The following is a 19,802-nucleotide window of genomic DNA, read 5'->3' as shown; positions in this document are numbered from 1 at the left end:
GGGGAGGTGACAGGCCCCTGGTGGCCTGCCCTACCCTCCGGAGGTGAGCGATGCCACGGACGGTGCCAAGGCCCAGGTCGAGCAGGCGAAGGCCGGCGCCGACCGTGCCGGCCGGCAGGCGCAGGACAGCGAGTGGATCGACCACGCCGCACGGTTCGGCCTCGTCGTGTACGGCGTGGTGCACGTCGTCATCGCGGTCCTCGCGGTGCGCCTGGCCCTCGGTGAGCGCTCCGGCGAGGCGAGCGGGTCGGGCGCGATGGCCGAGCTCGGCCAGCAGCCCTTCGGCGCCGTGATCCTCTGGGTCGTCGTGCTGGGCCTCGTGCTGCTGGTCGTGTGGACCGTCCTCGACCTCGGCTGGGGCCACCGCGGCGAGGACGGCGCCGAGCTGTGGCGGCACCGGGCGATCGACGCCGGCAAGACCGTGGTCTACGTGGTGCTCGCGGTGAGCGCCGTCCGGGTCGTCACCGGCAGCTCCGGCGGCGGCGGGGGCGGCGGGGAGAAGGCGCTGACCGCGCAGGTGATGAGCCTGCCCGGCGGCCAGCTGCTGGTCGGCGCCGCGGCGCTGGGGATCCTGGTGGTCGCGGGCTTCCACGTGCACCGGGGTCTCTCCGACGACCACGCCGACAAGCTCGCCGGCGAGGGTCGCACGGGGGAGGCCGGTCGCGCCTACCTGCTGCTCGGCACGGTCGGCTACGTCGCCAAGGGCGTCGCCATCGGGGTGGTCGGCCTGCTGGTCGGGCTCGCCGCCGTGCAGCACGACTCCTCGGAGTCCGGCGGCCTGGACGAGGCGCTGACCGCGGTCCTGCGCCAGCCCTTCGGGCCCTACCTCCTGCTCGCGGTCGGCGTCGGGATCGGGTGCTTCGGGCTCTTCTGCTTCGCGCGCGCCCGCCACCTGTCGCGCTGAGCGGGACCCGGGTCGGTAGGGTCGCGGACGATCGACGTCCTTTAACTCACCGTCCCGTGAGGCGGAGAAGGAGGTCCGGTGGCCGACCCGACCGCACCCGGCGACACCCCGACGACCCCGCTCGACGAGCAGGGCCGCGCGGTGATGGACGCCCGTGACATCGCCCGGGCCCTGTCCCGCATCGCCCACGAGATCCTCGAGCGCAACCGCGGACCCGAGCGGCTGGTGCTGCTCGGCCTGCCGACCCGCGGGGTGCCGCTGGCGCAGCGCATCGCCTCGCGCATCGCCGCCGTCGAGGGCCACCCGGTGGCGACCGGCTCGCTCGACGTGACCATGTACCGCGACGACCTGCGCCGCCAGCCGACGCGGGGGGTCCACCGCACGGAGGTGCCGCCCGGCGGCGTCGACGGCAAGGTCGTCGTGCTCGTCGACGACGTGCTCTTCTCCGGCCGGACCGTGCGCGCCGCCCTCGACGCGCTGGCCGACCTGGGACGACCGGCCGCCGTCCGGCTGGCGGTGCTGGTCGACCGCGGGCACCGCGAGCTGCCCATCCGCGCCGACCACGTCGGCAAGAACCTGCCCAGCGCCCTCGCGGAGCGGGTCGGCTGCCGGCTCGAGGAGACCGACGGTCGCGACGAGGTGCTGATCGGATGAGCGCCGCATGAACAAGCACCTGCTGAGCGTCGACGACCTGAGCACCGACGACGTCGCCGAGCTGTTCGCCACCGCCACCGAGATGCACGACGTGCAGCGGCGGGCGGTCAAGAAGCTGCCCGCGCTGCGCGGGCGCACGGTGATCAACCTGTTCTTCGAGGACTCCACCCGGACCCGCTCGAGCTTCGAGATCGCCGGCAAGTGGCTCTCGGCCGACACGATCAACATCACCGGCAAGGGCTCCTCGGCGTCGAAGGGCGAGAGCCTGCGCGACACCGTGCTGACGATCTGCGCGATGGGCGTCGACGCGCTCGTGGTGCGCCACGGCGCGAGCGGCGCGGCCCGCGCGATCAGCGGCTGGGTCGACGCCTCCGTGGTCAACGCCGGCGACGGCACCCACGAGCACCCGACGCAGGCGCTGCTCGACGCCTACACGCTGACCCGGCACCTCGGCGGCCTCGAGGGTCGCCGCGTCGTGCTCGTCGGCGACCTCACCCACAGCCGGGTCTTCCGCAGCAACGTCGCCCTGCTGACGCGCCTGGGCGCCGACGTGTGCGTCGTCGCCCCGCCGACCCTGATGCCCGCGGGGATCACCGCCTGGGCCGCGGCCGACGGGTTCGCGACGTCGTGGGACCTCGACGCCGAGCTGCCGCGCGCCGACGCCGTGATGATGCTGCGGGTCCAGCGCGAGCGCATGAGCGGCGGGTTCTTCCCCACCGCCCGCGAGTACGCCGTGTCCTACGGCCTGACCCGCGACCGCCTGGCGGTGCTGCGCGACGGGGTCCCGGTGCTCCACCCGGGGCCGATGAACCGCGGCCTGGAGATCTCCGCCGACGCCGCCGACGCGGCGTCCTCGCTGGTGCTCGACCAGGTCTCCGCGGGCGTCGCCGTCCGGATGTCCGTGCTCTACCACCTGCTCGCCGGCGAGGAGCCCGCATGAGCCACCCGGTCCCGCCCCCGCTGCTCGTCCGCGGGGCGACCCTGCCCGACGGCACCCGGGCCGACCTGCTCCTGGCCGACGGGCGCGTCGCGGCGCTCGACGCCACGGCCGACGCGGGCCGGGACGACGCCGAGGTGCTCGACGCCGAGGGCCTCGTCGTGCTGCCCGGGCTGGTCGACCTCCACACCCACCTGCGCGAGCCCGGCCGCGAGGACGCCGAGACGGTCGCCACCGGGTCCGCGGCCGCCGCGGCCGGGGGGTTCACCGCCGTGCTGGCGATGGCCAACACGTCCCCGGTCACCGACACCGCCGAGGCCGCCGAGCGGGTGCTCGACCTCGGGCGGGCCGCCGGGCTCGTCGACGTGCAGCCGGTCGGCGCGATCACCCGCGGCCTCGAGGGCCACGAGCTCGCCGAGCTCGGGCTGATGCACCGCAGCCGCGCCGGCGTGACGGTCTTCTCCGACGACGGCCGCTGCGTGGCCGACGCCCGGGTGATGCGTCGGGCCCTGGAGTACGTCAAGGCGTTCGGCGGCGTCGTCGCCCAGCACGCCCAGGACCCCGACCTCGCCGGGCCGAGCGCCTGCTGCCACGAGGGCGAGCTCTCGGGCCGCCTCGGCCTGCCCGGCTGGCCGGGCGTCGCGGAGGAGACGATCGTCGCGCGCGACGTCATGCTGGCGCGCCACACCGGCTCCCGGGTCCACGTCTGCCACGTCTCCTCGGCCGGCACGGTCGAGGTGCTGCGCTGGGCCAAGGCCCAGGGGATCGAGGTCACCGCCGAGGTGACCCCGCACCACCTGCTCCTGACGACCGACGAGCTCGTCGGCTACGACCCGACGTACAAGGTCAACCCGCCGCTGCGCCCGAGCGAGGACGTCCTCGCGCTCCGCGCGGGCCTGGCCGACGGCACCATCGACGTCGTGGCGACCGACCACGCGCCCCACGCCCGCCACGACAAGGAGCACGCCTTCGCCGACGCGGCGTTCGGGATGCTCGGCCTGGAGACGGCGCTCGCCGTCGTGGCCACGACCATGGTCGCCGAGGGGCCGTTCGGCTGGGACGACGTCGCGCGGGTGATGTCGACGACCCCCGCCCGGATCGCCGGCCTGGGCGGGCACGGCCGGCCGCTCGCGGTGGGGGAGCCGGCCAACCTCGTGCTCGTCGACCCCACGGCCCGGGTCACGGTGGACCGGGACGCCTCCCGGTCGATGTCGCGCAACAACCCGTGGCACGGGCGCACGCTCACCGGCGCCGTGCGCGCCACCGTGCTGCGCGGCGTCGTGACGCACCGCGCCTGACGGGTCGGCCGGGTCAGGGACGCACGAAGGCCAGCCCGGTCACCGTCGCGTCGTACTGGCTCAGCCGCCCGCCGGTCGACGGCAGGTGGAAGCGCGAGGTCACCGAGCCCGCGACCGGGTCGATGGTCACGAGCCGCACCGGGTCGCGGTCGGGGGAGTGGAACGCGCCCAGGAACGACGCCACGAGGTTGCCGGCCACGCCGCGGTCGGTCCGGTACGCCGCGGTGCCGGTGTGGCCGGAGAAGACGAGCTTGACGTTGGGGTAGCGCGAGAGCAGCCGCTCCCACAGCTGCGCCGGGCTGGTCGCGCCGTACTCCGCGGAGGTGGAGATCCGCCCGTCGGCGGTGAGGTAGCTGTGGGTGTTGACGATGATGTTGCGCCGTGGGTGGGCCGCGACGACGGAGCGCGCCCAGTCGACGACGGCCGGCCGGGGCCAGGCCTCGAGGCTCAGGACCATCCAGCGCAGGCCGCCGGCCTCGAAGTTGCGGTGGACGTTGGCGATCTGGCCGGCGTCGTAGCGGCCGGCGAACGTGCCGGGCAGGGCGCGGTCGATCTCGTCGGTGCGGCGCAGGAGGGCGCCACGGGTGCAGGCGGTGCCGTAGCGGGCGCGGCACTCGGGGTTGTCGACGTACGGGCGGGTGCCGTAGCCGCCGCGGCCGTCCCAGCCGGGGTAGCGGGTGTCGTGGTTGCCGACGGCCACCTGCCAGGGGATGCCGGCGCTCGTCAGGACACCCAGCGCCGACCGGGCGGTGTCGAGCTGCCCGGGCGCGGCCCAGCCCCAGTCGGTGACGTCGCCGGTGTGCAGGACGAACCGCAGGTCGTCGACGGTGCGGCGCTGGACCAGCCAGCGGGTCCGGCCCGCGAAGCGGGTGTCGCCCGACCGCGTGACCTCGGTCTGGGTGTCCGGCACGACCGCGATCGTGAAGCGGGGGTCGTCGTCGGCGGCGCCCGCGGGCGCGGCGGCGAGCACCGGGGCCAGCAGGAGGGCGGCGAGGGTCGTCACCGCGAGGCGGAGGGAGGGGCGCACCCGCCGATCGTCGCAGCCCCGCCTGTGAGCCGTCGCCATAGCCAGTAAGTCGATCGGTTGAGTACGCTTAGGGGATGACGCGCGACCGCGGCCCCGACTTCCTCCTGATCGGCGCCCCGAAGGCGGGCACCAGCGCCCTGCACAAGGCCCTGGTGCAGCACCCGGGGCTGTTCATGAGTGCCGTGAAGGAGCCCAAGTACTACCTGTGCGGCGACTCGCCGCCCCCGGCGTACAAGGGTCCGGGGGACGCGCACAGCAACCAGGAGTGGATCTGGCAGCGGGAGCGCTACCTCGCGCTGTTCGACGACGCCCCCGCCACGGCGCTGCGGGGGGAGAGCACGCCGTTCTACCTCTACCACCGCGACGCCCGTCGCCGGATCGCGGCGGACCGACCGGACGCCAAGCTGATCGCCGTGCTGCGCGACCCGGTGGACCGTGCGTACTCCAACTGGATGCACCTGTGGACCGACGGCCTCGAGCCGCGCGCCGACATCGTCGAGGCGGTGCGTCGCGAGCGGTGGCGCATCGACGAGGGGTGGGCGCCGTTCTGGCACTACTCGAGCCTGGGCATGTACGGCCGCCAGGTCGCGGACCTCTACGACCACGTCCCCGCCGAGCAGGTCCTGCTGCTGCGCTACCGGGACCTGATCGACGCGCCGGCGGCGACGCTGTCGAGAGTGTTCGCGTTCCTCGGGGTGCCCGACGTGCCGGTGGAGGAGATCCCCGCCGACAACACCCGCCCCTACGTGAAGGACGGTCCGCGCACGCGGGTGCTGGGGCCGGTCATCCGGGCGGGGGCGTGGGCGGGCCAGTTCGCGCCGCCCGAGACCTGGCGCGCGGTGAGCAAGCCGCTGGTCGCGCAGCTGCAGCGCGACGGCGACGGTGGCCGTCCGAGCCTGTCGCCCGAGCAGCGCGAGCTGCTCCTCGAGCCCCACCGCGACGACATCGCCCTGCTGTCGCGGCTCACGGGCCAGGACTTCTCCGAGTGGCTCACCTACCGGGAGGGCCACACCTTCGCCAGCCGTCGCACCTCCGAGGTCACCACCGGCTGAGACCCTCGCCGGGCGGGGGCGCGCCGAGCCGGGTCCGCCGGTGGTCGGCCCACGACGGGCCCGGTGGCGCCCGCGCCCTCAGGCGCGGAGCAGGCCGGTGACGAGGTCGTGCGCGCCGTCGGGGCGGGCGACCTCGGCGTAGCAGCGCCGACGGCCGTCGGGCATCGTCACCACGGAGGCGTAGCGCCACGCGCCGTCGGAGGCCTCCGAGCGCAGCGGCTCGTCGGTGAGGCTCCGCAGCGCGGAGGACGGCCCCGCGCCCGGCTCGCCGACCGCGACCCCACAGGTCTCGTGCCAGTTGTCCTCCTTGCGGGGGCGCCCGTCGTACAGGACGGTGAGCGGGTCGAGCGACAGCACGGTGGTCACGCGGGCGCCGCGGGCGTCCCACGTGCCCGCACGCGGGGACAGCACGGTGCCGTGGCGCCGCCAGACGAGGCCGTCGTCGCTGGAGAGGTACGCCGTGCTCATGCGGTCCTCCTCGCCCGTCTCGGTCAGCGGGTGCTCGCAGACCCACAGGTGCCAGCGGCCGCCCTCGACCACCACGACCGGGTCCTTCACCGCGACGCGCGCGTCGCCGGGCAGGACGACGGTGCGCCTGCCGGTGGGGAGGTCCTCGGGGCGGTCGGCGTCGAGCGCCTCGATCCACCAGTGCTTGGAGTCGGGGGTCGCGCAGGACAGGTAGAGCCGCCACCCGCCGTCCGGGCGGCGCAGCACGACGGGCCGCTCGAACGACTCGGCCCCGAAGTCGTCGCGCTCGACCACGCAGACCGGGTCGAAGGCGATGCCGTCCACGGAGCGCTCCACGACGGTGGCGACGCCGCGTCCCTCGCTCAGCGGGCGACGCACGCGGTAGGTCAGGTGGACCACGCCGTCGACCACGGTGGCGCTCGCCGCGCCGGACCAGTTGCCGGGGCCCGGGCCGGGCGCGGGGACCACCACGCGGGGCTCGTCGAGGTGGGGCAGGGCGAGGCCGAGGACGGTCATGGTCGAAGTCTAGTCGTCGACTCGTGTTTCGTGCCCCACGCCGCGCCCGCGGCGGGCCGGGAGGGGTCCTGGCGCTGGTAGTGTCACCGCCGACCGACATCCTTTAACTGGCCGTCCCGTGAGGCGGAGAAGGAGGTACGGCGTGGTCTCGCCTGCACTGCTCGTGCTCGAGGACGGACGCACGTTCACCGGAGAGTCCTACGGCGCCGAGGGGGAGACCTTCGGCGAGGCCGTCTTCAGCACCGGGATGACCGGCTACCAGGAGACGCTCACCGACCCGTCGTACCACCGACAGGTCGTCGTGATGACCGCCCCGCACGTCGGCAACACCGGCGTCAACGACGACGACGCCGAGTCGTCGCGGATCTGGGTCGCGGGCTACGTCGTGCGCGACCCCGCGCGCCGCCACTCGAGCTGGCGCGCCCAGCGCTCCCTCGACGAGGAGCTGCGCGCCTCGGGCGTCGTCGGCATCTCCGGCGTCGACACCCGGGCGCTGACCCGCCACCTGCGCGACCGCGGGGCCATGCGCGTCGGGATCTCCACGACCGAGACCGACCCCGCCCGGCTGCTGGAGCGCGTCCGCGGCTCCGCGCAGATGGCCGGAGCCGAGCTCGCGGGCGAGGTCTCGGTCGACGAGCCCTACGTCGTGCCGGCCCTCGGCGAGCGCCGCTTCACCGTGGCCGCGCTCGACCTCGGGATCAAGGCCAACACCCCGCGGATGCTCGCCGCCCGCGGCGTGGAGACCCACGTGCTGCCGGCGACGTCCTCGCTCGAGGACGTGCTCGCCGTCTCGCCCGACGGGCTGTTCTTCTCCAACGGCCCCGGCGACCCGGCCGCCACCACCGACCAGGTGGCGCTGCTGCAGGGCGCGCTCGAGGCGGGCCTCCCGTACTTCGGGATCTGCTTCGGCAACCAGCTCTTCGGCCGCGCGCTGGGCTTCGGGACCTACAAGCTCACCTACGGCCACCGCGGGATCAACCAGCCGGTGATGGACCGCACCACCGGCAAGGTCGAGGTGACCGCCCACAACCACGGGTTCGCGGTCGACGCCCCGCTGGAGGGCACCACGACCACGCCCTACGGCGAGGCCGGCGTGAGCCACGTGTGCCTCAACGACGACGTCGTCGAGGGACTCGAGCTGCGGGCGCCGGCCGCCGACGGCGGCGCCCTGCGCGCCTTCTCGGTGCAGTACCACCCCGAGGCCGCCGCCGGTCCGCACGACGCGTCCTACCTGTTCGACCGGTTCTGCGACCTCATGGAAGGGCGCCGCTGATGCCGAAGCGCACCGACATCTCCAGCGTCCTGGTGATCGGCTCCGGGCCGATCGTCATCGGGCAGGCCTGCGAGTTCGACTACTCCGGGACCCAGGCCTGCCGCGTCCTGCGCGAGGAGGGGATCCGGGTCGTCCTGGTCAACTCCAACCCCGCGACGATCATGACCGACCCGGAGTTCGCCGACGCGACGTACGTCGAGCCGATCACCCCGGAGTACGTCGAGAAGGTGATCGCCAAGGAGCGCCCCGACGCGCTGCTGGCCACCCTGGGCGGCCAGACCGCCCTGAACTGCGCGATGAACCTCGCGGCCGACGGCGTGCTGGAGAAGTACGGCGTCGAGCTGATCGGCGCCTCGATCGAGGCGATCGAGAAGGGCGAGAACCGCGAGACGTTCAAGCGGATCGTCGAGGACCTGCCCGCCGAGTGGCAGGCCGAGGTCGCCCGCAGCGCCATCTGCCACTCGATGGACGACTGCCTCGCCGGTGTCCAGGAGCTCGGCTACCCCGTCGTGGTGCGGCCCAGCTTCACGATGGGCGGCGCCGGCTCCGGCCTCGCCTTCGACGAGGCCGACCTGCACCGCATCGCCGGGGCCGGTCTCGCGGCCAGCCCGACCACCGAGGTGCTCCTGGAGGAGTCGATCCTCGGCTGGAAGGAGTACGAGCTGGAGGTGATGCGCGACAAGGCCGACAACGTCGTCATCGTCTGCTCGATCGAGAACGTCGACCCCATGGGCGTGCACACCGGCGACTCGATCACGGTCGCGCCCGCGATGACGCTGACCGACCGCGAGTACCAGCGGCTGCGCGACATCTCGATCGGCGTCATCCGCGAGGTCGGCGTCGACACCGGCGGCTGCAACATCCAGTTCGCGGTGCACCCCGAGAACGGCCGCATCGTCGTCATCGAGATGAACCCGCGCGTCTCGCGCTCGAGCGCGCTGGCGTCGAAGGCGACGGGGTTCCCGATCGCCAAGATCGCCGCCAAGGTCGCCGTCGGCTACACCCTCGACGAGATCGCCAACGACATCACCACCCGACCCGACGGGCAGTCGACGCCGGCCAGCTTCGAGCCGGCCCTCGACTACGTCGTGGTGAAGGTGCCCCGCTTCGCCTTCGAGAAGTTCCCCGGCGCCGACCCGGTGCTGACCACCCACATGAAGTCGGTCGGCGAGGCCATGGCGATCGGCCGCAACTTCACCGAGGCGCTGCAGAAGGCGCTGCGCAGCCTGGAGCGGGCCGACGCCGTCTTCGACTGGGCCAAGGAGTGGGTCGACCTCGACAAGGACGCCCTGCTGGCCGAGATCGCGAGCCCGCACGACGGCCGCCTGAAGAAGGTCATGGACGCGCTGCGGGCCGGCGCGACCCCCGAGGAGGTGTTCGAGGCCACCCGGATCGACCCCTGGTTCCTCGACCAGCTGCTGCTGATCAACGAGGTCGCCGCCGAGGTCACGGCCGCCCCCGAGCTCACGCCCGAGCTGCTGCGCCTGGCTAAGCGCCACGGCTTCAGCGACCACCAGGTCGGCAAGATCCGCGGGATGAGCGCCGACGTCGTGCGCGGGGTCCGTCACGCCCTCGGCATCCGCCCGGTCTACAAGACCGTCGACACCTGCGCGGCCGAGTTCGCGGCGGCCACCCCGTACCACTACTCGTCGTACGACGAGGAGACCGAGGTGCGGCCGCGCGAGAAGCCGGCCGTGGTCATCCTCGGCTCGGGCCCCAACCGGATCGGGCAGGGCATCGAGTTCGACTACTCCTGCGTGCACGCCTCCCTGGCGCTCGCCGACCCGTCGATCCCCGGCGGCGGCTACGAGACGGTGATGGTCAACTGCAACCCCGAGACCGTCTCGACCGACTACGACACCTCCGACCGGCTCTACTTCGAGCCGCTGACGCTGGAGGACGTCCTCGAGGTGATCGCCGCCGAGCGGGCGGCCGGCCCGGTCGCGGGCGTCATCTGCCAGCTCGGCGGGCAGACCCCGCTGGGGCTCGCGCAGGGCCTGTCCGCCGCCGGCGTGCCGATCGTCGGCACCTCGCCCGACGCCATCGACCTGGCCGAGGACCGCGGCGCGTTCGGCCGGGTGCTCGCCGAGGCCGGCCTGGTCGCGCCGAAGCACGGCACCGCGACGTCGTTCGACGAGGCCCGCCGGATCGCGACCGAGATCGGCTACCCGGTGCTCGTGCGCCCGTCGTACGTGCTGGGCGGGCGGGGCATGGAGATCGTCTACGGCGAGGACGCGCTGCAGACCTACCTCGTGAAGTACGTCGCGGCCGGCCTGATCGGCCCGCAGGCGCCGGTGCTGGTCGACCGGTTCGTCGACGACGCCGTCGAGGTGGACGTGGACGCGCTCTTCGACGGCAGCGAGCTGTTCCTCGGCGGGGTCATGGAGCACATCGAGGAGGCGGGCATCCACTCCGGCGACTCCTCGTGCGCGCTGCCGCCGATCACGCTCGGCGACCGGGAGGTGCAGCGCATCCGCGAGGCCACCGAGGCGATCGCGCGGGGCGTCGGGGTGCGGGGGCTGCTCAACATCCAGTTCGCGCTCGGCTCCGACATCCTCTACGTCCTCGAGGCCAACCCGCGCGCGTCGCGGACCGTGCCGTTCACCTCGAAGGCGACCGGCACGCCGCTGGCGAAGGCCGCGGCGCGGATCATGCTGGGCGAGAGCGTCGCCGACCTGCGCACCGCCGGCGTCCTGCCCGCGTCGGGCGACGGCGGGGACCTGCCGCCCGACCAGCCGATCGCGGTGAAGGAGGCGGTCATGCCCTTCAACCGCTTCCGCACCCCCGACGGCTCGCAGGTCGACACGCTGCTCGGCCCGGAGATGAAGTCGACCGGCGAGGTGATGGGCGTCGACGCCGACTTCGGCACGGCGTTCGCGAAGGCGCAGACCGCCGCGTTCGGGCCGCTCGCCACCAGCGGGCGGGTCTTCGTGTCGGTCTCGAACCGCGACAAGCGCTCGATGATCTTCCCCGTCAAGGTGCTCGCCGACCTCGGCTTCGAGATCCTCGCGACCCAGGGCACGGCGGAGGTGCTGCGGCGCAACGGCGTGCAGGCGACGGTGGTCCGCAAGCACCACGAGGGCCCGGGTCCCGACGGCGAGCCGACGACGGTGCAGATGATCACGAGCGGCCAGGTGCAGCTGATCATCAACACGCCGTACGGCTCGGCCGGAGCCGGCGCGGGCACCGAGAACGCCCGCCTCGACGGCTACGAGATCCGCACCGCCGCGGTCATGAGCAACGTGCCGTGCCTGACGACGATCCAGGGCCTCGGCGCCGCCGTCCAGGGCATCGAGGCCGCCCGCCGCGGTGACATCGAGGTCGAGTCCCTCCAGGGCTGGGCGGCACGCCTCGGCCGCTGAGTCGGCACCCGGGGGCGCCGCCGGACCGTCTCGGCCGCGGCGCGCGCTTCCGCCGGCCCGGGTCAGCGGGCGGGGTGGCCGCCGCGGAGCTGCGCCGAGCGCAGCAGCGCGAGGGCGACGGCGGACGCCGCGAGCACGAGCACGGGAGCGGTGGTGCCCGCGACCGGTGCGAGCACGGTCAGCAGCAGCGGCAGGCCGAACCCGACGTAGGTCACGACGTAGAAGAACCCGGTCAGGACCCCGCGGTGCGAGGCCGGGGCGAGCGCCGAGACGTCGAGCAGGCCCTCGCGCAGGCACAGGCCGTAGGCGAGGCCCATCACGACGCAGGTGAGCAGGAACAGGGGCACCCCGACGTCCTCCCCGCCGAGCGCGAGCAGGCCGAAGCCGCTCGCGGAGAGCAGCAGCCCGACGACCCCGGCGCGGGGACCCCACGCGCGGAGCCGCGCGACGGTCTGGACGACGATCCCGGCGCCGAGGGAGCTGATGGCGGCGACACCCTGCAGCATCGGGCCCCCCAGGTCGGCCGGCAGACGGGGCGGGAGGGTCACGAGCACCACGGTCGCCGAGGCGAACACCACGATCGCGACCGGCATGGACCACGCGAGCGCGCGGCCGACGGACCTCACGGGGTCGGGGACCGCGGCCGCCGGTGCGTCCCCGGCGGCGACCCCCGGCCGGGGACCGAGCGGCACGGCGAGGCGCCAGGCCGCGGCCACCGCGCCGAGCGACAGCACCAGCGAGAGCACGAACGGCACCCGCAGCGGCGCCGGCCCCCACTGCGCCAGCGCACCCGAGACCAGCGGGCCCACGCCGAAGCCGGTGGTCAGGAAGACCCCCGCCAGCACCGTGCCCCGGGTGCCGCCGAGGTCCCCGGCCCAGGCCGTGCCGGCGCCCACCGCCAGCCCGGCGCCGAGCCCGACCACGAAGCGGCCGACGGCGAGCCCCAGCGGCTCGTGGCTCGCCAGGAGGACGGCGGTGCCGCACGCCGCCACGAGCGCCCCCGGCAGGACGACGGCGGGACGGCCCCGGCGGTCCGAGAGCCCACCGCCGAGGAACAGGCCGGGCACCAGCCCCACGGCGTACAGCCCGAACACGGCGTCGACCACCGTCACCGACAGCCCCTCGTCGCCGACCAGCACCGGGATGGTCGCGGAGAAGTGGTTGGCGGCCCACCCGGTGGCGAGGAGGACGCCGAGCACGCTCACGAGGGCTCGGGTCTCACGCACGGGCGCGATCCTCGCACCGCTCCGGGGCTGTTAGCCTCACCGGTGGCCCACCCGGGGACGGTGGCTGGCCGAGAGGCGCACGAGGAGGACCCGCAGGCGTGGACACCTACCGCCGCCTCTTCGAGACCGTGGCCGTGCGCACCGACGCCGAGGTCGCGCACCGCGTCGGCTTCGCCGCGATCCGGGCCGCCGCGCCGGTGCTGGCCCGTGTCCCCGGACCCGCGTCCGGGGCGGCCCCGGTGCGCGCGATGGGTCTCGACTTCGCCCACCCCCTCGGCCTGGCCGCCGGCTTCGACAAGGCCGCCGTCGGCATCGACGCCCTCGGCGGCCTCGGCTTCTCGCACGTCGAGGTCGGCACGGTGACCGCGCACCCGCAGCCCGGCAACCCGCTCCCGCGCCTGTTCCGGCTGCCCGCCGACCACGCGGTCGTCAACCGGATGGGGTTCAACAACCCCGGCGCCGAGGCGGTGGCCACCCGGCTCGCCCTGCGCGCCGCGCGCCGCGCGCACGCCGCGCGCCGCCGACCGACCGGGCCCGCGCCGGTGCTGGGCGTCAACATCGGCAAGACCAAGGTCGTCGCCGAGGCCGAGGCGGTCGCCGACCACGTCCGCAGCGCCGGCCTGCTCGCGCCGTACGCCGACTACCTGGTCGTCAACGTCAGCTCGCCGAACACCCCCGGCCTGCGCGACCTGCAGTCGGTCGAGAAGCTCGAGCCGATCCTCGCCGCGGTGCGCCGCCGTGCCGACGAGGTCACCGCGGACCGCGACCGCCGGGTCCCGCTGCTGGTCAAGATCGCCCCGGACCTCGCCGACGCCGACGTGCTCGCCGTCGCGGACCTGGCGCTCGCGCTCGGCCTCGACGGGATCGTGGCGACCAACACCACCATCAGCCGCGACGGCCTGCTGAGTCCCGCCGATGCCGTGGCCGCCACCGGCGCCGGCGGCCTGTCCGGCGCGCCGGTCGCGGTCCGCGCCCGCGAGGTCCTCCGCCTGCTCGCCCACCGGGTCGGGGACCGCCTCACCCTCGTCTCCGTCGGCGGGCTCCGGGACGCCGAGGACGCCCGCGACCGCCTGGCGGCCGGCGCGACCCTGCTGCAGACCTACACCGGCTTCGTGTACGGCGGGCCCGCCTGGCCGCGCCGCGTCGTCCGCGGTCTGCGCGGCGCTCCTCCGACCCCGCGCGCCGCCACCGACGGTGCCACCACCGACGGTGCCGCGCCCGACGGCCCTGCCACCGACCCCGCGGAGGGCGCCGCGTGACGAGCACGCCGCCCCCGGGCGACCCGGCGCCGACGGCGGCCCCGACCCCGACCGGGCCCGTCCACGTGATCGGCGAGATCCTGCACTCGCGCCGCACCGGCGCCTACCAGCACGTCACCCTCGCCGCGCCCGACGTCGCCGAGCGCGTGCGCCCGGGCACCGTCGTGGCGCTGACCGCGGGGGAGCCGCGGCTGGGCCGGCGCCTGTTCTGGGTGCGCGGGGTCCGCACCGTCGGCGGGTTCGGCAGCGCCGTCGAGATCGTGGTCGAGCCCACCGGCCCGGGCAGCCGCTGGGTGGCCGAGCTCCCGGTCGGCGCCCGCCTGCCCGTCACCGGGCCGCTGGGCCGGCCGTTCTCGCTGCCCCGCGACCCCGTCTCCTGCGTGCTCGTCGGCGAGGAGGTCGCCGCCGCCTGCCTCTACCCGCTGGCGCTGCGCCTGAAGGAGCGCGGCTGCGCCGTGACGATGCTCCTCGGCGCACGCAGCGAGTCGCACCTGCTCGCCGCCCTCGAGGCCCGTCGTACCGCCCGGTCGGTCACCGTGGTCACCGCCGACGGCTCGGTCGGGCGCAAGGGCCCGGCCGACGACCTGTTCGGCGCCGCCCTGCCGGAGGTGCTCGAGCGCGCCGCCGCGGACGTCGTCTACGCCGCCGCGACCACCCCGTCGCTGGCCCGGGTCGCGCGCGCCGCGGAGCACCACGGGGCCTGGTGCCAGACCGCGCTGACGCAGCCCGGGGTTTGCGGCACCGGCCTGTGCCAGGGCTGCGCGGTGCCCGTGGCGGGCGAGGACGGCCTCGTGCGCAGCGCCCGGGCCTGCGCGGACGGCCCGGTCTTCCGCGGGGACCGCGTGCGGTGGGACGAGCTCGCCGGGGGTGCCCCGTGAGCGCCAACGCCGCCCGGATCCCGGGCCCGGTCATGAACGCCGCCGGCTGCGGCGGCACCGGCCGTGAGCTCGCGGCGTACGGCGACCTCTCGGCGCTGGGCGCGTTCGTCACCCGCACCATCACCCTGACGCCCCGCACCGGGGGGTCCATGCCGCGCGTCGTCGAGACCCCCTCGGGGCTGCTGCACGCCGTCGGCCTGCAGAACCCCGGCCTCGACCGCTTCCTCGCCACCGAGCTGCCGTGGCTGGTGCGGCAGGGCGCGCGCGTCGTCGTGTCCATCGCGGGGGAGTCGGTCGTCGAGCACGCCGAGCTCGCACGTCGCGTGGGCCAGTCGCCGGGCGTCGCGGCCGTCGAGGTCGACCTCGCCGAGCCCGACCCGCCGGCGTGGGGCCTGCTGGAGACCCGCGAGCCGATCGCGTCCGCGCTCGTGGCGACCCGGGTCATCTCCTCCTGCCGGCGCGAGCTGCCCCGCGACGTGCCGCTGCTGGCCAAGCTGCGTCCCGACCCGGTGCGCGTGGTCGACCAGGCCTACGGGCTGCTCGAGGCCGGGGTCGACGGCCTGGTCGTCGGTCACGCGCTGCCCGCGCTGATGCCCGACGGCCGCTCCGGCGCCCTCAGCGGACCCGCCCTGTTCCCCGTGGCCCGGCGCTGCGTCGCCGAGCTCGCGGCCGCGGTGCCCGACCTGCCGGTGATCGGCTGCGGCGGCGTCGGCAGCACCGCGGACGCGCACGCCATGCTCGACGCCGGCGCGGTGGCCGTGCAGATCGGCACGGCCCTGCTCCACGACCCCACCGCCGTCCACCGGATCGCCGCCGGCGTCGGCGGCGACCGCCGACACGACACCGGGGGAGCGCGGTGAGCGGCCCCACCCAGCCCTTCGGCGCCCGGCTGCACGCCGCGATGGCCGCCCGCGGCCGGGTCTGCGTCGGGATCGACCCCCATCCGGGCCTGCTCGCCGCCTGGGGCCTCGACGACGACGTGGCCGGCCTCGAGCGCTTCTCCCGCGACGCCGTCGCGGTGCTGGGTCCGCTGGTGCCGGCCCTCAAGCCGCAGTCGGCCTTCTTCGAGCGCCACGGCAGCCGCGGCGTCGCCGTCCTCGCCCGCGTGCTGGCCGACGTGCGCGAGACCGGGGCGCTGGCGGTGCTGGACGTCAAGCGCGGCGACATCGGCTCGACCTCCCGCGCCTACGCCGACGCCTACCTCGACCCCGCCAGCGACCTCGCCGGCGACGCCGTGACCCTGAGCCCGTTCCTCGGCCTGGGCTCGCTCGCCCCCTTCGTGGAGGCGGCCCGCACCCACGCCGGCGGACTCTTCGTCCTGGCGCTGACCTCCAACCCCGAGGGCGCCGAGGTCCAGCACGCCCGTGCCGCCGACGGCCGCAGCGTCGCCGCCGGGGTGCTCGACGGCCTGCGGGCCCTCAACGCCGAGGACGCCGCGACCGCCCGGGCCTCCGGCCGCTCGCCGGACCCCCTCGGGTCGTTCGGGGCCGTCGTCGGCGCGACGGCGTCGCTGCCGGCGGGCGCCGACGTCGCGATCGGCGGGCCGCTCCTCGCGCCGGGGATGGGCGCCCAGGGTGCGGACGCGACCGACGTACGGCGACTGGTCGGCGACGCCTCACCCGCCGTGCTCGCCTCCACCTCCCGTCAGGTGCTCGCCGCCGGCCCCGACCCCGACGCCCTCACCGCGGCGTGCCGGTCGGCCCTGACCGCGGCGGCGCCGCTCGGCGCCGGGTGAGCCCGTCGCGGGCCCCGCGCGGGCTCGGCGTGCTCCTGGCGCTCGCCCTCGCCGCCTCGACCGCGGGCTGCGCCGACCCCCAGGAGCGCTACTGCGACACCGTCGCCGACCAGCAGGACCGCCTCTCCGAGATCGCCGGCTCGGGCGACGCGCTCGCGCTGTTCGAGGCGCGTGAGGTGTACGCCGCGCTGGCGGCCGACGCCCCCGACGACATCGCCGACGAGTGGCGGCTCGTGCTCGACCGCATCGACGCGCTCGAGCGCGCCCTCGACGAGGCCGGTGCCGATCCCGAGGCCTACGACCCCGAGGACCCGCCGGCCGGTGTCGACGCCCGGGAGCAGGCCCGGATCCGGCAGGCGGCGGAGGACCTCGTGGACCTCGACGTGGTCTCGGCGATGGGCGACCTCGAGCAGCAGGCGCTCGACGTCTGCGGCACCCCGCTGCGTCTCTGACGACGCCCCGGGACGGTGCGGGACCCCGATGGACGCCCCGCCGTCCGATCTGACAGATTGGCCCGACCGGCCCTGCCCCGGCCGGTCGCGCGGACCCCACCGGGTGCGCGCCTGCGAACCGGACCCAGTCGACCCGACGAGGAACTCTTCCGTGGCCCTGCCCCCCTTGACCCCCGAGCAACGTCAGGCCGCGCTGGAGAAGGCCGCGGCCTCCCGCCGGGAGCGCGCGGAGGTCAAGAACCGGCTCAAGCACTCCGGCGGCTCCCTCGTCGAGGTCCTCGACGAGGGCCAGCGCAACGAGGTCATCGGCAAGATGAAGGTCGTCGACCTGCTGCAGTCGATGCCCGGCCTCGGCCGCGTGCGGGCCCGTCAGCTCATGGAGCGGCTCCAGATCGCCGAGAGCCGCCGGGTGCGCGGGCTCGGGGCGAACCAGCTGGCCGCCCTGAAGAACGAGTTCGCCCCCCGCGGCGACGCGTGACCCGCCCGCCCGCGCCGCCCGCCCCCTCCCGCCTCGTCGTCCTCGCGGGGCCCACCGCCGTCGGCAAGGGCACCGTCGCCGCCGCGGTGCGCGCCGAGCACCCCCAGGTGTGGCTGTCGGTCTCCGCGACGACCCGCCCGCCGCGCCCCGGCGAGGTCGACGGCGTGCACTACCGCTTCGTCTCGCCCGGCGAGTTCGACCGGATGGTCGCCGAGGACGAGCTGCTGGAGTGGGCCGTCGTGCACGGCCACCACCGCTACGGCACGCCGCGCCGGCCCGTCGAGGAGGCTCTCGCCGAGGGCCGCCCGGCGCTGCTGGAGATCGACCTCCAGGGCGCCCGCCAGGTGCGGCGCACGATGCCCGGCGCGCTGTTCGTGTTCCTGCGCCCGCCGTCGTGGGAGGAGCTGGTGCGGCGCCTCGTCGGCCGGGGCACCGAGGACGCCGCCGAGCGGGAGCGTCGCTTGACGACCGCCCGCACCGAGCTGGCCGCCGAGCCCGAGTTCGACGTCTCCGTCACCAACCACGAAGTTCACGCCGCCGCCCAGGAGTTGGTAGCCTTGCTGACGTCCGTGTCCGGCCGCTGACCGCTGCACCACCCGTCGTCCCACCCGCTCCATCCACCGGGTCAGCCGTTCGCCGTCGACACCCCACCCGAGCGCTTGCGAGGTCTCCTGTCGTGTCTGCCCCCAACATCGCCGCCGAGGGCGTCACCAACCCCTCCATCGACGACCTGCTCACCAAGACCGACAGCAAGTACCAGCTGGTCCTCTACAGCGCCAAGCGCGCCCGTCAGATCAACGCCTACTACTCCCAGCTGGGCGAGGGCCTGCTCGAGTACGTCGGGCCGCTGGTCGACACCCACGTGCAGGAGAAGCCGCTGTCGATCGCGCTGCGCGAGATCAACGAGGACCTCCTGACCTGCGAGGAGGCCGACCCGGCCGAGCTCGCCGCCGAGGAGGCCGCGATGCAGGCCGCCACGGAGACCTCCGGCTCGTTCGAGGAGTGAGCCACGCCGGGCCCGCCGAGCCGGTCGCGCCGCGGGTCGTCCTCGGCGTCGCCGGCGGCATCGCGGCGTACAAGGCCTGCGAGCTGCTGCGGGGCCTGACCGAGTCCGGTCACGACGTCACCGTCGTCCCCACGGCGAGCGCGCTCGAGTTCGTCGGCGCGCCGACGTGGGCGGCGCTGTCGGGTCACCCGGTCGCGGCCGACGTCTGGAGCGAGGTCCACGAGGTCCCGCACGTGCGGCTCGGCCGCGAGGCCGACCTCCTCGTCGTCGCCCCCGCCACGACCGACCTGCTCGCCCGGGCCGCCCACGGCCTGGCCGACGACCTGCTGACCAACACCCTGCTCACCGCCCGGTGCCCGGTGCTGATGGCCCCGGCCATGCACACCGAGATGTGGGAGCACGCCGCGACCCGCGCCAACGTGGCCCTGCTGCGCGAGCGGGGGGTGCACGTGCTCGACCCCGACGTCGGACGCCTCACCGGAGCCGACACCGGCCGCGGCCGGCTGCCGCACCCCGACGCGATCCTCGAGGCCGCCCGCGACCTGCTGCTGCGCGGCGAGCGCGGTCGCGACCTGCAGGGCCGTCACGTGGTCGTGTCGGCGGGCGGCACCCGCGAGGCGCTGGACCCGGTCCGCTACCTCGGCAACCACTCCTCGGGCCGCCAGGGCCAGGCGCTCGCGGTCGCCGCGCTCTCCCGCGGGGCGCGGGTCACCCTCGTGCGCGCCCACGTCGACCTGCCCGCTCCCGCCGGCGTGGACGTCGTCGAGGTCGGCAGCACCGGTGAGCTGCGCGACGCCGTCGTCGCGGCCGCCGCGGCCGACGGCGGCGCCGACGCCGTGGTGATGGCCGCGGCGCCCGCCGACTTCCGGCCCGCCGAGGCGTCCGCGAGCAAGATCAAGAAGACCCCCGAGCAGCCCGCCCCGGTGCTGGACCTGGTGCCCACGACCGACGTCCTCGCCGAGCTGGCGGCGCACCGCGCCCGCGCCGGGCAGGTGGTCGTCGGCTTCGCCGCCGAGACCGGCGGCGACGGCCGCTCGGTGCTCGAGCTGGCCCAGGACAAGCTGCGCCGCAAGGGCTGCGACCTGCTCGTCCTCAACGACGTCGGCGGCGGCGCGGTGTTCGGCTCCGCCGACACCGAGGCCGTGGTGCTCGCGGTCGACGCCCCGCCCCGCCCCGTCCCGGCCGGGCCGAAGGGCCTCGTCGCGCACGCGGTCTGGGACGCCGTCGCCGCGCGACTCGGCTGAGGGGTGGGCGACCGCCCTCCGAGCCGTTTCCAC

Annotated in this window: 19 protein-coding genes; 16 read left to right on the top strand and 3 right to left on the bottom strand. The window is 75.4% G+C overall.

The features are described from left to right. The first annotated feature begins 43 nt into the window (after positions 1-43). The 4 genes from ABD158_RS19125 (at position 44) to ABD158_RS19110 (ending at position 3,793) form a co-directional block, all read left to right on the top strand. Entirely contained in the window at positions 44-904 is an 861-nt protein-coding gene (locus ABD158_RS19125; protein WP_344009608.1) for a DUF1206 domain-containing protein, read from the top strand. 78 nt (positions 905-982) lie between these two features. Continuing rightward, positions 983-1,558 (top strand): bifunctional pyr operon transcriptional regulator/uracil phosphoribosyltransferase PyrR, encoded by a 576-nt coding sequence (pyrR, locus tag ABD158_RS19120; protein WP_344009606.1) that lies wholly within the window; start codon positions 983-985, stop codon positions 1,556-1,558. 7 nt (positions 1,559-1,565) lie between these two features. Continuing rightward, complete coding sequence (locus ABD158_RS19115; RefSeq protein ID WP_344009603.1) at positions 1,566-2,498, top strand: aspartate carbamoyltransferase catalytic subunit; 933 nt, start codon at positions 1,566-1,568, stop codon at positions 2,496-2,498. After that, positions 2,495-3,793, top strand: coding sequence for a dihydroorotase (locus ABD158_RS19110; protein WP_344009600.1), 1,299 nt, complete (start codon positions 2,495-2,497; stop codon positions 3,791-3,793). The genes ABD158_RS19115 and ABD158_RS19110 overlap by 4 nt, the downstream gene beginning before the upstream one ends. A 13-nt stretch (positions 3,794-3,806) precedes the next feature. Here the strand turns inward: ABD158_RS19110 and ABD158_RS19105 are convergent, their stop codons facing one another. After that, positions 3,807-4,820: a metallophosphoesterase gene (locus ABD158_RS19105; protein WP_344009598.1), complete on the bottom strand. Its 1,014-nt coding sequence runs from the start codon at positions 4,818-4,820 to the stop codon at positions 3,807-3,809. Positions 4,821-4,894: 74 nt separating this feature from the next. Here ABD158_RS19105 and ABD158_RS19100 point away from each other — a divergent pair, with 74 nt between their 5' ends. Further along, entirely contained in the window at positions 4,895-5,872 is a 978-nt protein-coding gene (locus ABD158_RS19100; RefSeq protein WP_344009595.1) for a sulfotransferase family protein, read from the top strand. A 78-nt stretch (positions 5,873-5,950) separates the two neighbouring features. Here ABD158_RS19100 and ABD158_RS19095 read toward each other — a convergent pair whose 3' ends face one another. Continuing rightward, positions 5,951-6,856, bottom strand: coding sequence for a hypothetical protein (locus tag ABD158_RS19095; protein WP_344009593.1), 906 nt, complete (start codon positions 6,854-6,856; stop codon positions 5,951-5,953). Positions 6,857-6,998: 142 nt separating this feature from the next. Between ABD158_RS19095 and carA the strand changes: the two genes are divergently transcribed. Both carA and carB read left to right on the top strand, forming a co-directional pair. Further along, entirely contained in the window at positions 6,999-8,129 is a 1,131-nt protein-coding gene (gene carA, locus ABD158_RS19090) for a glutamine-hydrolyzing carbamoyl-phosphate synthase small subunit (RefSeq protein ID WP_344009591.1), read from the top strand. Next, the gene (gene carB / locus ABD158_RS19085; RefSeq protein WP_344009588.1) at positions 8,129-11,491 is read left to right on the top strand and encodes a carbamoyl-phosphate synthase large subunit; all 3,363 of its coding nucleotides are present in this window, start codon (positions 8,129-8,131) and stop codon (positions 11,489-11,491) included. Before carA ends, carB begins: the two co-directional genes overlap by 1 nt. Positions 11,492-11,553: 62 nt before the next feature. Here carB and ABD158_RS19080 read toward each other — a convergent pair whose 3' ends face one another. Then, positions 11,554-12,717 carry an MFS transporter gene (locus ABD158_RS19080; RefSeq protein WP_344009586.1) on the bottom strand — a complete coding sequence of 388 codons (1,164 nt, stop codon included), beginning with the start codon at positions 12,715-12,717 and terminating at the stop codon, positions 11,554-11,556. A gap of 98 nt (positions 12,718-12,815) precedes the next feature. Between ABD158_RS19080 and ABD158_RS19075 the strand changes: the two genes are divergently transcribed. From ABD158_RS19075 to coaBC, 9 genes are all read left to right on the top strand, one after another. After that, a complete protein-coding gene (locus ABD158_RS19075; protein WP_344009584.1) occupies positions 12,816-13,976 on the top strand; it encodes a quinone-dependent dihydroorotate dehydrogenase in 1,161 nt (386 codons plus the stop codon). Further along, positions 13,973-14,854 carry an iron-sulfur cluster-binding protein gene (locus ABD158_RS19070; protein ID WP_344009582.1) on the top strand — a complete coding sequence of 294 codons (882 nt, stop codon included), beginning with the start codon at positions 13,973-13,975 and terminating at the stop codon, positions 14,852-14,854. The genes ABD158_RS19075 and ABD158_RS19070 overlap by 4 nt, the downstream gene beginning before the upstream one ends. Next, the gene (locus tag ABD158_RS19065) at positions 14,851-15,714 is read left to right on the top strand and encodes a beta/alpha barrel domain-containing protein (protein WP_344009580.1); all 864 of its coding nucleotides are present in this window, start codon (positions 14,851-14,853) and stop codon (positions 15,712-15,714) included. The genes ABD158_RS19070 and ABD158_RS19065 overlap by 4 nt, the downstream gene beginning before the upstream one ends. Beyond that, on the top strand, positions 15,711-16,589 hold the full coding sequence (gene pyrF / locus ABD158_RS19060; protein WP_344009578.1) for an orotidine-5'-phosphate decarboxylase: 879 nt from the start codon (positions 15,711-15,713) through the stop codon (positions 16,587-16,589). Before ABD158_RS19065 ends, pyrF begins: the two co-directional genes overlap by 4 nt. Next, positions 16,586-17,041: a hypothetical protein gene (locus ABD158_RS19055; protein ID WP_344009576.1), complete on the top strand. Its 456-nt coding sequence runs from the start codon at positions 16,586-16,588 to the stop codon at positions 17,039-17,041. Before pyrF ends, ABD158_RS19055 begins: the two co-directional genes overlap by 4 nt. Before the next feature lie 151 nt (positions 17,042-17,192). Then, a complete protein-coding gene (gene mihF, locus ABD158_RS19050) occupies positions 17,193-17,519 on the top strand; it encodes an integration host factor, actinobacterial type (RefSeq protein ID WP_344009574.1) in 327 nt (108 codons plus the stop codon). Further along, complete coding sequence (gene gmk, locus ABD158_RS19045; protein WP_344009572.1) at positions 17,516-18,103, top strand: guanylate kinase; 588 nt, start codon at positions 17,516-17,518, stop codon at positions 18,101-18,103. The genes mihF and gmk overlap by 4 nt, the downstream gene beginning before the upstream one ends. A gap of 92 nt (positions 18,104-18,195) precedes the next feature. Next, positions 18,196-18,525 (top strand): DNA-directed RNA polymerase subunit omega, encoded by a 330-nt coding sequence (gene rpoZ / locus ABD158_RS19040; RefSeq protein ID WP_344009570.1) that lies wholly within the window; start codon positions 18,196-18,198, stop codon positions 18,523-18,525. Then, the gene (coaBC, locus tag ABD158_RS19035; RefSeq protein ID WP_344009568.1) at positions 18,522-19,769 is read left to right on the top strand and encodes a bifunctional phosphopantothenoylcysteine decarboxylase/phosphopantothenate--cysteine ligase CoaBC; all 1,248 of its coding nucleotides are present in this window, start codon (positions 18,522-18,524) and stop codon (positions 19,767-19,769) included. Before rpoZ ends, coaBC begins: the two co-directional genes overlap by 4 nt. The last annotated feature ends 33 nt before the right edge of the window (positions 19,770-19,802 follow it).

Source organism: Nocardioides lentus, from assembly GCF_039529515.1.
GTDB classification, from domain to species: Bacteria; Actinomycetota; Actinomycetes; order Propionibacteriales; family Nocardioidaceae; genus Nocardioides; species Nocardioides lentus.
The sequence above is the reverse complement of the archived record's forward strand: the minus strand, read 5'-3'. Positions and strand labels throughout refer to the sequence as shown.

Bases quoted from the DNA above. Each gene is read 5' to 3' on its own strand.
- ABD158_RS19115 (WP_344009603.1), top strand. From the start codon at position 1,566: ATGAACAAGCACCTGCTGAGCGTCGACGACCTGAGCACCGACGACGTC.
- ABD158_RS19110 (WP_344009600.1), top strand. From the start codon at position 2,495: ATGAGCCACCCGGTCCCGCCCCCGCTGCTCGTCCGCGGGGCGACCCTG.
- ABD158_RS19095 (WP_344009593.1), bottom strand. From the start codon at position 6,856: ATGACCGTCCTCGGCCTCGCCCTGCCCCACCTCGACGAGCCCCGCGTG.
- ABD158_RS19100 (WP_344009595.1), top strand. From the start codon at position 4,895: ATGACGCGCGACCGCGGCCCCGACTTCCTCCTGATCGGCGCCCCGAAG.
- carB (WP_344009588.1), top strand. From the start codon at position 8,129: ATGCCGAAGCGCACCGACATCTCCAGCGTCCTGGTGATCGGCTCCGGG.